The sequence below is a fragment of the Aestuariivirga sp. genome (assembly GCF_044238155.1).
In the GTDB taxonomy this organism is placed as follows: domain Bacteria; phylum Pseudomonadota; class Alphaproteobacteria; order Rhizobiales; family Aestuariivirgaceae; genus Aestuariivirga.
Window position 1 is genome coordinate 1 of record NZ_JBIIDX010000115.1, and the last position, 11,456, is coordinate 11,456.

Consider the following 11,456-nt stretch of genomic DNA (forward strand, 5'->3'; position numbering starts at 1 on the left):
CTGCCAAGTGGCTGCTGCCACCAGTCGACTGAAAACATCATTGGCGCGTCCATATTCCCGCCTTTCTCATACGCGGCCAAGGGCAAAGCCCTTGGCGATGTAGTTTCTGACGAAATAGATGACAATGGCGCCAGGTATCAAGGTGAGTACGCCTGCCGCGGCGAGCAGGCCAAGTTCATAACCTGACGTGCTGGCCGTCTTTGTCATGGCAGCGACGATTGGCTTGGCGGCAACCGATGTCAGGTTCTTGGCCAGCAGCATTTCCACCCACGAGAACATGAAGCAGAAGAAGGCGGCAACGCCGATACCAGCCGAGATGGTAGGCAGAAATATCTTGATAAAGAACGATGGGAAGGAATGACCATCGACATACGCGGTCTCGTCCAGTTCCTTGGGAACCCCGGACATGAAGCCCTCGAGGATCCATACTGCAAGGGGAATGTTGAACAGCGTATGCGCCAAGGCCACCGCCCAGGGCGTGTCAAACAGGCCAACAGCCGAGTAGAGGTTGACGAAGGGTAGAACGAACACCGCGGCGGGCGCCATTCGGTTCGACAGCAACCAGAAGAAAAGGTGCTTGTCGCCAAGAAACCTGTAGCGCGAAAAAGCATAGGCGGCGGGAAGTGCCAGCGTCACCGAAATGACGGTGTTGATCAGCACATAGGTGATTGAGTTGATATAGGCGTTATACCAAGACGGATCCGTGAAAATGGTGCGATAGCTGTCCAGCGTGAACTCACGCGGAAAGGCGCTGAACCCTCCAAGAATTTCATTGGTGGTCTTGAACGACATGTTGAGCAGCCAATAAATCGGCAGCAAAAGGAAGACGATGTAGAGGGCGAGAATGATATAACGCTTACGCATTACTTCGCCTCCTCGCGCATCATGAGCGTGTAAAACAACCAGCTCAGGAACAGGATGATCAGGAAATAGACGATCGAGAAGGCAGCCGCAGGGCCGAGGTCAAATCCACCCAGCGCTTTCTGAACAAGATCGATCGACAGGAACTTCGTTGTACTGCCCGGCCCCCCACCAGTAAGCACGATCACCTCAGTGTAGATCATGAAGGAGTCCATGAAACGAAGAAGAATGGCGATGGTAAGTACATGCTTGAGTTTGGGCAGCTGGATGAAGCGGAAAACCGCCCATGGCTTGGCGCCATCAACTTTGGCGGCCTGATAATAGGCGTCGGGAATCGCCACAAGACCTGCGTAGCAGAGCAACACCACCAGTGATGTCCAGTGCCAGACGTCCATCAAGACCACGGTGAACCAGGCAGATATGGGCTGCCTTGTATAGTTGTACGGGATTCCGAGTGAATTTATTGCCTTTCCGAGCAGGCCGATATCAGGCAGCGCCATGATGTTCCACATGGAACCCACCACGTTCCATGGCACAAGCAAAGGAAGTGCCAGCAGAACGAGGCAGACTGATACCCAAGGTCCTTTCCGCGGCATGCACAGCGCGATCGCCAGACCCAGCGGTATTTGGATGATCAGGACGACAGCCGTGAAGATGATTTGGCGCTGCAACGATGAATGGAATTCATCATCATGCAGAAGTTGCTCGAACCACACCGTGCCAGACCAGAAGAACTCATTGTTGCCAAAAGTTTCCTGAACCGAATAATTGACTACCGTCATCAGTGGTACGAGCGCATTGAACGCGACCATCGCAAAGACGGGAAGGACGAGCCACCAGGCGCGATTGTTTTCGATCTTGGTCATCGCCGCGATCCAGCCAACCAGCCATTTTCATAGATCTGGGTATGTGTCGGATCGAAAGAAAGATGCATCTTGCCTTCAGGCACCGCCTCGCCTTCCTTGAGGAGAAGCTTGATCGTATTGCCGTGGCTTCGCGTCTCGACAATCCGGTAGCGACCGGCATCTGATACGCGAACAACCTCGGCAGGAATGCCAGAAGATGCCACAGACACGAATTCCGGCCGCACGCCGATTTCAACGCGGCCATTGCCAGAGGCAACAGCGGCATTATCTGCGGCAATCGGTTGGCCATTGAACAGCGCCTGCCCGGCACGAACCTCGGCAGGCAAAACATTCATGCCGGGCGAACCAATGAAATGACCGACGAAAGTGTGCTGAGGCTTCTCAAAAAGATCGACCGGCGTGCCCGACTGCACCACCTCTCCCAGATTCATGACGACAACCTGATCTGCAAATGTAAGAGCCTCCGTCTGATCATGGGTCACATAGATCATCGTCCGCTTGGTCTTGAGATGAAGTTCCTTGAGCTTCGAACGCAGTTGCCATTTGAGGTGTGGATCAATCACGGTCAAGGGTTCGTCAAACATGATCACATTGACGTCCGACCGCACCAAGCCACGGCCCAGCGATATCTTCTGCTTGCCGTCTGCCGTGAGCCCCGCGGCACGCTTGGAGAGTGTCTTTGTCAACTCCAGCATGTCGGCAATCTCGGTCACGCGTGCCTTGACGTCGGACTCTGCAACACCACGGTTCCGGAGAGGGAAAGCAAGATTGTCATAGACCGTCATAGTGTCATAGATGACGGGAAATTGGAAAACCTGAGCAATGTTCCGCTCCTCTGGCGAGGCACGCGAAACATCCCGGCCATTGAAGCGGATCGTCCCCTCCGTCGGCGTCAGCAAACCTGAGATCAGGTTGAGCAGCGTGGTCTTTCCGCAGCCAGACGGTCCGAGAAGCGCATAAGCACCACCATCCTGCCAGGTCAGCGAAAGCCGCTTCAACGCATAATCTTCGTCGCTCTGCGGAGATGCCATATAGGAATGGCGGAGGTTTTCGATTCGGATTTCAGCCATCAGGAAACCCTCTCGCCCGAAGGCGTGAAAAACAGCGCCCGATCGACATCGGCATGAAGCCGGGCCTGCGAACCCACCTCGAGCGGATGGATGCCGTGCGAAAGCGAAACCCAGGTGGTGCCGCCGACATCCAGGTGGATGACGCTCTCGGAGCCCGAAAGCTCTGTCACCAGAACACGGCCCTCAACCTTTCCAGAAACTGCGCTCATTGAATTTGGAGTCACGTGATGGGGCCTGAGACCCAACATATAGTGACCATCCGGCAACTTGGAAGCAGCAGTACCCACGGGCCAGCTTCGGTCACCGAAGATCATGATACGATCACCCCGCTTTTCAACGGGCGCAGTGTTCATCGGAGGATCAGAAAACACCTGCGCTGTAAGCAAGTCTTTGGGCGCACGATAGGTTGAAGCCGTCGGGCCAAACTGCGTGATGCGACCCTCGTGGAGAGTAGCCGTATTGCCACCAAACAACAGTGCCTCCGACGGCTCAGTGGTGGCATAAACCACGATGGCGTTACGGCCCGCAAACAGTTTTGGCAGCTCGTCGCGCAATTCCTCACGAAGCTTGTAGTCAAGGTTGGCAAGCGGCTCGTCAAGGAGGATCAAGTCCGAATCCTTGACGATGGCGCGCGCGATCGCCGTGCGCTGTTGCTGACCTCCTGACAGTTCAGATGGGCGGCGCTTGAGCATGGGTTTCAATCGCAGGAGATCGGCTGCCGCCATCACTCTTTTTTCGACTTCAGAGCTGCTCATGCGGCCTACTCTCAGCGGAGAGGCGATGTTGTCATAGACGCTGAAGTTGGGATAGTTGATGAACTGCTGGTAGACCATCGACACATTGCGCTGCTGTACAGCAACGCCGGTCACATCCTTGCCACGAAACAGGATCGATCCCGATGTTGGCCGCTGGATGCCGGCCATGATCTGCATGAGCGTGGTCTTGCCCGACAATGTGGTTCCGAGGAGTACATTGAATGATCCCTCGTGAAGCACCAGCGAAGTTGGATGAATGTGCACTTCGGCGCCGGCGCGCTTCGTTATGTCGATGAGTTCGAGGGCCATTGCGTCCCTTTTGTGCGCTTTCCGGGCGTGCATTTAAAGTCGGAGCGCGGGAATCACTTCCCGCGCTCCAGTGTCGAAAAATCTTATTCCTGCCAGCGCTTGACGATTTCCTCGTAAGCGATTGTCTGGCCGGGCTCCTTCTCGTTCTCGAGCTTAGCCTTGGGGCCATCAGCCTTGCCAAGCCACTCGGACGGATCCTTGGGCTCAGACAGACGAGGACCACAGCCACCATAGGTGTTGTTGGCCTTGTCTGCGGCTTCCATGCGGGCCATCACCTGCTCCATTTCGGAAGCAAGACGGTCCATGGCCTCCTGCGGCGAGAAGGCGCCGGAGTTCACGTCACCGATCTGCTGCCACCAGAGCTGGGCAAGCTTCGGGTAGTCCGGAACGTTGATGCCGGTCGGCGACCAACGCACACGATCAGGCGAGCGATAGAACTCGACCAGACCGCCAAGCTTCGGCGCACGCTCCGTGAAGGATTCGTGGCGCACGGTGCTGTCACGGATGAAGGTAAGACCAACCTGGCTCTTCTTCACGTCGACCGTCTTGGAAACGGCGAACTGGGCATAGAGCCATGCAGCCTTGGCGCGATCAGCAGGCGTGGACTTGAGGATGGTCCACGAACCCACGTCCTGATAGCCGACCTTCTGGCCTTCCTTCCAGTACGGGCCATGCGGCGAAGGAGCCATGCGCCAGAGCGGGTTGCCCTGGTCATCGACCGTGTTGTTGCCTTCCGACTTCGGCGCCACCATGGAGGCGGTGAAGGCCGTGTACCAGAAGATCTGCTGGGCAACGTTGCCCTGGGCCAGAGCCGGCAGTGACTGATAGAAGTCATAGTCGGCAGCGCCCGGAGGGGCATATTTCCTCAGCCACTCGTCCCACTTGGCAATGGCGTAGACAGAGGCGGGGCCATTGGTCTCACCACCACGCGAGACGGACGCACCCGACGGGTTGCAAGAGCCCTTCTCCATGCGAATGCCCCATTCATCGATGGGTACGCCATTCGGTTCACCAGCCGAGCCAGTGCCTGCCATGGAAAGCCAGGCGTCGGTCATGCGCCAGCCGAGGTCCGGAGCGCGCTTGCCGTAATCCATGTGACCATAGATCTTGACACCATCGACTTCCTTCACGTCCTCGGTGAAGAACTGCGCGATGTCCTCATAGGCCGACCAGTTGACCGGAACGCCGAGATCGTAGCCATACTTGGCCTTGAACTTCTCCTTCAGCTCCGGACGATCGAACCAGTCCTTGCGGAACCAGTAGAGGTTTGCGAACTGCTGGTCGGGAAGCTGATAAAGCTTGCCGTCCGGACCTGTCGTGAACTTGGCGCCGATGAAATCAGCGAGATCGAGGCCAGGATTGGTGACATCCTTCCAGTCGCCAGCCATCATGTCTGACAGATTATAGGTCTGCTGCAGACGCGAATGGGTGCCGATCAGGTCGGAGTCGTTGACATAGCCGTCATACAGATTGCGGTTCGTCTGCATCTGCGTCTGAACGGCCTGCACCACCTCACCCTCACCGAGGATCTGGTGGTTGACCTTGATTCCCGTGATTTCCTCGAAGGCCTTGGTCAGCACCTTCGACTCGTAATCATGGGTGGGAATGCCTTCCGAGAGCACGTTGATCTCCATGCCCTTGAACGGTTCGGCGGCCTTGATGAACCACTCCATCTCCTTCAGCTGGTCCTCTTTCGAGAGCGTCGAGGGCTGGAATTCGGAGTCGATCCATTTCTTAGCGGCTTCCACGTCCGCGAAGGACGGGGTCGTCACCGCCACCAGCGCCAAGGCGGCCGCTGAGGCTAGAAATTTCAGTTTCATAGTCGGTCCTCCCTAGGGATTGGCACCAAAGGATTGGCACCCGATGGGAACTATCATCGGAAACCAAACGAACGTCAATCGCGAAAATTCCGAACCTTTTTTGCAGTGCAATATTGCAAAAACCGAAGAAAAGGGAATATCATCGAATTCGAAACGAAACCACGCCCCGGCTATGGCGCGAACTCGCCTGGAGTGAAAATGCAGGGCATCAGCCCCCGTCAGCAGCAGATTCTGATTCTGGCCAGGCAGGCCGGGAGCGTGACCGTTGACGAACTCGCCCTGAGGTTTGAGGTGACCCCCCAGACCATTCGGAAGGATTTGAACGAGTTGTGCGATGGCCGGCTTCTGGCACGCACCCATGGTGGGGCGATGCTGTCATCTGGGGTCGAAAATCTCGCCTATGAGGCTCGCCGTCAGATGGCGGCAGCCGAAAAGCTGATCATCGGCAGGCACGCGGCGCGGCTCATTCCAAACAACTGTTCCCTGTTCATGAACATCGGCACCACCACGGAAGAGGTGGCACGAGCGCTGATCCACCACGAGGGGCTACTTGTCATCACCAACAACATACATGTTGCGACAATCCTGATGCCCAGGCCGAAGATTGAGGTGATCCTCGCCGGAGGCGTCCTGAGGAAGAGCGATGGTGGCATCGTCGGCGAGGCTGCGGTTGATTTCATCAGTCAATTCAAGGTGGATCATGCCGTGATCGGCGCGTCAGCGATTGACGAAGACGGGGCCATGCTCGACTTCGACTATCGCGAGGTGCGTGCGGCCAAGGCCATCATGCAGAATGCCCGCAATGTGATGCTGGTGGCCGATGCCATGAAATTCACCCGCACGGCGCCGGTACGCATCGGACACCTGCCTGACATCAACATGTTTGTGACCGACCGTTCCCCGCCAGAACCTGTCGTAGCCCTGTGCAGGGATCATGGCGTACGGCTTGAAATCGCCAGCGAGTCCTCACTCAGTTCAGAGAAAATGGAAGCCGCGGAATGATCCATGATGTTTTTGTCATCGGCGGAGGTGTGAACGGTTGTGGCATTGCCCGAGACGCAGCCGGCCGAGGCCTCGGCGTGTTTCTGGCCGAACAGCATGATCTTGCCTCAGGAACATCGAGTGCGTCGACTAAACTCATTCACGGCGGGTTGCGATACCTTGAACACTACGAATTCCGGCTGGTACGCGAGGCCCTGATCGAGCGCGAAGTGCTGTTACGGGCTGCGCCGCACATCATCTGGCCGCTGCGCTTTGTGCTGCCACACCACAAGGGTTTGCGGCCCTGGCCTTTGTTGCGGCTGGGCCTGTTCCTTTACGACCACCTCGGTGGCCGCAAGATCCTGCCGGCAACACGCAGCATTGACCTGCGCACGGATGTCACCGGACAGCCCCTGAAGGATCTCTATACGCGAGGCTACGAGTATTCTGATTGCTGGGTCGAGGACTCGCGTCTCGTAGTTCTCAACGCGCGCGATGCTGCAGAAAAAGGCGCAATCATCCGGACGCGGACCAAATGCTTGTCTGCCCGGCGGGTGGATGGAATTTGGGAAATCAGGATCGCAACGGAGGGCCGTGGTGAGGAGACGGTCCACGCGCGCGCCATGATCAACTCTGCGGGTCCGTGGGTGAGCCAGGTTCTGGGCAGCGTGATCGGACACAACGACCCTGACCGGATCCGCATGGTGAAGGGCAGCCATCTTGTTGTCGAAAAACTCTATGATCACGACCGTTGCTACATCTTCCAGAATGCCGACGGCCGTATCTGTTTTGCAATTCCCTATGAAACGAACTTTACCCTGATTGGTACGACGGACGAGGACCACAAGGGAGATCCCGGGAAGCCTGAAATCTCGGTAGCCGAGACAGACTACTTGCTGGGCGCCGTCAGCGAGTATTTCAGAAAGCCTGTGACCCGCCAAATGATCCGCTGGGCCTATTCGGGCATCCGCCCCCTTTATGATGATGGCGCATCAAAAGCCCAGGAGGCAACCCGCGACTATGTGCTGAAACTTGACCATCCGATGGGTGGAGCACCTCTGTTATCCGTGTTTGGTGGCAAGATTACCACGTTCCGAAAGCTGGCTGAGGCAGCGATGGAGAAGATTTCTCCGTTTTTCCCACAGATGGGAAAGCCCTGGACCCATGACGCATCACTGCCAGGGGGCGATTTCCCGGTTGAGGAAGTAAATCAGCGTATGGTCAGCCTTGCGCAGCAGTTTCCATTCCTTGACAGGAGCAACGCACAGCGGTTGTTCCGTGCCTATGGAACAGATGCAGAGAAAATACTTGAGGGATCGCGCAGCGTTGCTGATCTGGGTCCGAGCTTTGGACCGCTCAGTGCGCGTGAGATAACCTGGCTGAAGGACAGGGAATGGGCTTTGAACTCGGATGATATCCTCTGGCGTCGCTCAAAGCTGGGGCTGCACATGTCGGAGAAGGATCAGGGCGCGCTGCGCAACTTCATGTCAGAAGAAAACAACAGACAGGTACTCCAGCACGTCAGGAGCTGACCCATGCCGGACTTCATCCTAGCCATTGACCAGGGTACGACATCATCCCGGGCAATCGTGTTTGACTCCAAGCTTGTGCCAAAAGGCTCATCCCAGAAGGAGTTCCGTCAGTACTATCCAAAATCCGGCTGGGTGGAGCACGACCCTGAGGAAATCTGGGAAGGCGTTCTCGGCGTCTGCCGGTCCGCACTGCGAAAGGCAAAGGCACAGGCGCAAATGGTCAGTGCGGTTGGAATCACCAACCAGCGCGAAACGGTGGTGATCTGGAACCGGCGGACCGGAAAACCCATTCACAAGGCGATCGTCTGGCAGGACCGGCGCACATCTGACTTATGCGCGGCCCTGAAGGCAGCTGGCCACGAGAAGGCCTTTACTTCGAAGACCGGATTGCTACTTGACCCCTATTTCTCAGGCACGAAGATCCGCTGGCTGCTGGATAACGTGAAGGGTGCGCGCCGCTTGGCTGAGAAAGGTGACCTCGCATTCGGCACCATCGACACGTTTCTCATATGGCGGCTGACAGGGGGCAAGGTGCACGCAACCGACGCTACCAATGCCTCACGCACGCTACTCTACAATATCCACTCAGGCCGGTGGGATGCCGAACTCCTCCGCATTCTTGATGTGCCGGCAAACTTGCTTCCTGAGGTCAAGGACTGTGCTGCGGATTTTGGCAAAACTGATCCGAGATTGCTGGGTGCCGCGCTTCCCATCTGCGGGGTGGCGGGTGATCAGCAGGCTGCAACGATTGGCCAGGCCTGTTTCGCGCCGGGCATGATGAAGGCAACCTATGGCACTGGCTGCTTCGCTCTTCTCAACACCGGAACCAAGGCAGTTCGTTCACACAACCGCCTGCTGACGACTGTTGCCTATCAGCTTGATGGCAAGCGCACCTACGCGCTTGAGGGTGCAATCTTCATCGCCGGAGCGGCTGTGCAGTGGCTGCGGGATGGCTTGAAGCTTGTGAAACATTCAGCGGAAACCGGAGATCTTGCCAGTGCGGCCGATCCGAACCAGAACGTCTATCTAGTTCCTGCCTTTGTCGGACTTGGCGCCCCCTACTGGCGAGCCGATGCACGTGGTGCAGTGTTTGGCCTGACCCGCGGCACTACTGCACGAGAACTGGCAAAAGCTGCACTCGAGGCAGTCTGTTTTCAGACCCGGGACCTGCTGGAGGCAATGCAAAAGGATATGGGCAGCGCAGGCAGCACCATCCTGCGAGTTGATGGCGGGATGAGCGCCTCCGACTGGACGATGCAGCGACTGGCTGACATTCTGAACGCGCCTGTCGACCGTCCACCCATCCTTGAAACAACAGCCTTGGGCGCAGCCTATCTTGCGGGGCTTCAGGCGGGCTTGTTGCCAGAGCCTGAGCGCTTTGCGAAGGGTTGGCGGCGCGCTGCCCGCTTCAAGCCGAAAATGAGAGCCCAGGAGCGCGAGGCACGATATGCCGGCTGGCAGGACTCAGTTCGCAAACTGCTGTCCTGAGACCCGATCTAGCGTTCCTTCAGTATCGCCCGCTTGATGAGCCAGAAGAACATTGGGTAGGGCAGGGCACGCACCGACTTGAGAATTGCCACGAAACGTCTCGGGTAGGCGATCTCGAAACGCCCGGCAGACAGGCCGTCAATGCTGCGCCGCGCGGCATCTTCTGCCTTCATCAAGAAGGGCATTTCGAAGTCATTTTGGGCCGTGAGCGGCGTCTCGACAAAGCCGGGGTTTATCACGCTGATCTGGACGCCCCTGAGCTTCATTTCTGGGTACAGGCTCTCGGCCAGATTGATCAGGGCTGCCTTGCTCGGCCCATAGGCAGCGGCTTTTGGCAAACCCATGAACCCTGCGACGGAAGCAATCCACGAGAGATGTCCCGTGCCCCGTTCCAGCATGCGCGGAGCGAGAGCTGCCAAACAGTTCACGACTCCCATGTAGTTGGTGTTCATCATCTCCGAGAAGAGCTCGGCATCCAGACGGTCGATTGAAACCGGGGAATAGGTCCCAGCGCCCAGAACCGCGAGGTCAATGGGCCCAAGTTCCGTTTCAATGAATTGCGCTGCTGTCTTGCAGGCAGCGAGGTCTGTCACATCGAGGGGAACTGCAAGAATACGGGGGTCGAGACTCGCCAACTTGTCCGCTGTGCGAGCCGAGGCTGCCACACGAACACCTTTTTCCAGCAATTGCAGTGCAATCTCGCGGCCGATGCCGGTCGAGGCCCCGGTAACCCAGGCCGTCTTCCAGGCGACTGTCGGCGCTGACACCGTTCAGATGCCCACGAAGGGCTGGATGAGCCGGGCGGCCAGGGTCTTGAACCGGGTTGGGCGCTCAGTGGCAACAAGGCAGATGCAATCCTGATCCTGCTCCACGACTGGCTTGTGCTCGATATCCTCATCGAGATCTGCCACATCACCTGGAGCAAACCTGCCCATGTGATCGCGGTAGGCTCCTCTCAGAACCAAGGTGATTTCTTCGCCGCCATGACCATGCTCAGGCATGGCACGCCCAGCGCTGATGCGCAGAAGCCGAAGCTGACCCCGCGCACCAGCTGGCAACTTCACATCAAACATGGCGACACCTGGCGCCTTCTTCTTCCAGGTGATACCGTTGAAATCATCGACCTGCATCATCCTGGCGAGCGGCAAAGGGATTTGCGTTGGCCTGGCCCGCACAGCCATTGGCTGGGGGCTCACAGCGTCAAGCGCTGCCATCGTCCGAGACCGGCAGTCTTCGGAAACTTCTGCATCAGACATTTGCTCGAGCAACCCACCGCCCACGGCCTCTGCCTGACGCACCGCTGCTCGGCAGGTAGCGCAAACGGCGACATGCGATGCGGCCACAATTGTGAATGCCTCGTCCAGCGTTCCGGCTGCAAGACACAACAGCGTGCTGTAGTCGAGATGATGGGTCGGTTTCACAGTCCACTCTCCAGTATACGGCGCAGATGCCCATATGCGAGGCGCATGCGCGATTTTACAGTTCCGAGCGGGATCGAGAGGCGCTCAGCGATCTCGCTCTGGGGCAGATCTTCCACAAAGGACAGAACCAGGATCCGGCGCTGCTCCTCAGGGATCGACTGCAGGGCCCGGGATACCAGCCCGTCCTCCTGCTTTCGCACCAGCAGCTCTTCCCCCTCTGGCGCTTCCGAGGGCTCGTCGTAATCGCCCAGTTCGGTCGTCGGCATGTGTACATCGCGTCTTGCCCGGTCAATGCGCAGGTTGCGGGCAATGGTGAAAACCCAGGTCGTGACTGAACCCTTGGACGGCTCGTA

General features: G+C 57.6%; 11 protein-coding genes. 3 read left to right on the forward strand and 8 right to left on the reverse strand.

Annotation, left to right across the window (positions count from 1 at the left end; all coding sequences use genetic code 11):
* Positions 1-66: 66 nt before the first annotated feature.
* The 5 genes from ACILRN_RS12155 to ACILRN_RS12175 all read right to left on the reverse strand — a co-directional run bounded on the left by ACILRN_RS12155 (position 67) and on the right by ACILRN_RS12175 (position 5,681).
* A complete protein-coding gene (locus ACILRN_RS12155) occupies positions 67-864 on the reverse strand; it encodes a carbohydrate ABC transporter permease (protein WP_395688646.1) in 798 nt (265 codons plus the stop codon).
* Positions 864-1,727, reverse strand: coding sequence for a carbohydrate ABC transporter permease (locus tag ACILRN_RS12160; RefSeq protein ID WP_395688648.1), 864 nt, complete (start codon positions 1,725-1,727; stop codon positions 864-866). Before ACILRN_RS12160 ends, ACILRN_RS12155 begins: the two co-directional genes overlap by 1 nt.
* A complete protein-coding gene (locus ACILRN_RS12165) occupies positions 1,724-2,797 on the reverse strand; it encodes an ABC transporter ATP-binding protein (protein WP_395688650.1) in 1,074 nt (357 codons plus the stop codon). The genes ACILRN_RS12160 and ACILRN_RS12165 overlap by 4 nt, the downstream gene beginning before the upstream one ends.
* A complete protein-coding gene (locus tag ACILRN_RS12170; RefSeq protein ID WP_395688652.1) occupies positions 2,797-3,861 on the reverse strand; it encodes an ABC transporter ATP-binding protein in 1,065 nt (354 codons plus the stop codon). The genes ACILRN_RS12165 and ACILRN_RS12170 overlap by 1 nt, the downstream gene beginning before the upstream one ends.
* A gap of 83 nt (positions 3,862-3,944) precedes the next feature.
* Complete coding sequence (locus ACILRN_RS12175) at positions 3,945-5,681, reverse strand: ABC transporter substrate-binding protein (protein ID WP_395688654.1); 1,737 nt, start codon at positions 5,679-5,681, stop codon at positions 3,945-3,947.
* A 198-nt stretch (positions 5,682-5,879) separates the two neighbouring features.
* Here ACILRN_RS12175 and ACILRN_RS12180 point away from each other — a divergent pair, with 198 nt between their 5' ends.
* The 3 genes from ACILRN_RS12180 to glpK are packed head-to-tail and all read left to right on the forward strand — an operon-like array spanning position 5,880 to position 9,682.
* Positions 5,880-6,683, forward strand: coding sequence for a DeoR/GlpR family DNA-binding transcription regulator (locus ACILRN_RS12180; RefSeq protein ID WP_395688656.1), 804 nt, complete (start codon positions 5,880-5,882; stop codon positions 6,681-6,683).
* On the forward strand, positions 6,680-8,194 hold the full coding sequence (glpD, locus tag ACILRN_RS12185) for a glycerol-3-phosphate dehydrogenase (protein ID WP_395688658.1): 1,515 nt from the start codon (positions 6,680-6,682) through the stop codon (positions 8,192-8,194). The genes ACILRN_RS12180 and glpD overlap by 4 nt, the downstream gene beginning before the upstream one ends.
* Before the next feature lie 3 nt (positions 8,195-8,197).
* Complete coding sequence (gene glpK, locus ACILRN_RS12190) at positions 8,198-9,682, forward strand: glycerol kinase GlpK (RefSeq protein WP_395688660.1); 1,485 nt, start codon at positions 8,198-8,200, stop codon at positions 9,680-9,682.
* Positions 9,683-9,690: 8 nt separating this feature from the next.
* Here glpK and ACILRN_RS12195 read toward each other — a convergent pair whose 3' ends face one another.
* The 3 genes from ACILRN_RS12195 to ACILRN_RS12205 all read right to left on the reverse strand — a co-directional run.
* Entirely contained in the window at positions 9,691-10,449 is a 759-nt protein-coding gene (locus tag ACILRN_RS12195) for an SDR family NAD(P)-dependent oxidoreductase (RefSeq protein WP_395688661.1), read from the reverse strand.
* Between the two features lie 3 nt (positions 10,450-10,452).
* Positions 10,453-11,103, reverse strand: a complete 651-nt coding sequence (locus ACILRN_RS12200; protein WP_395688663.1) for a ChrR family anti-sigma-E factor — start codon at positions 11,101-11,103, stop codon at positions 10,453-10,455.
* A partial coding sequence (locus tag ACILRN_RS12205) for a sigma-70 family RNA polymerase sigma factor (protein WP_395688665.1) occupies positions 11,100-11,456 on the reverse strand: 357 nt, incomplete at its 5' end. The genes ACILRN_RS12200 and ACILRN_RS12205, both read right to left, overlap by 4 nt.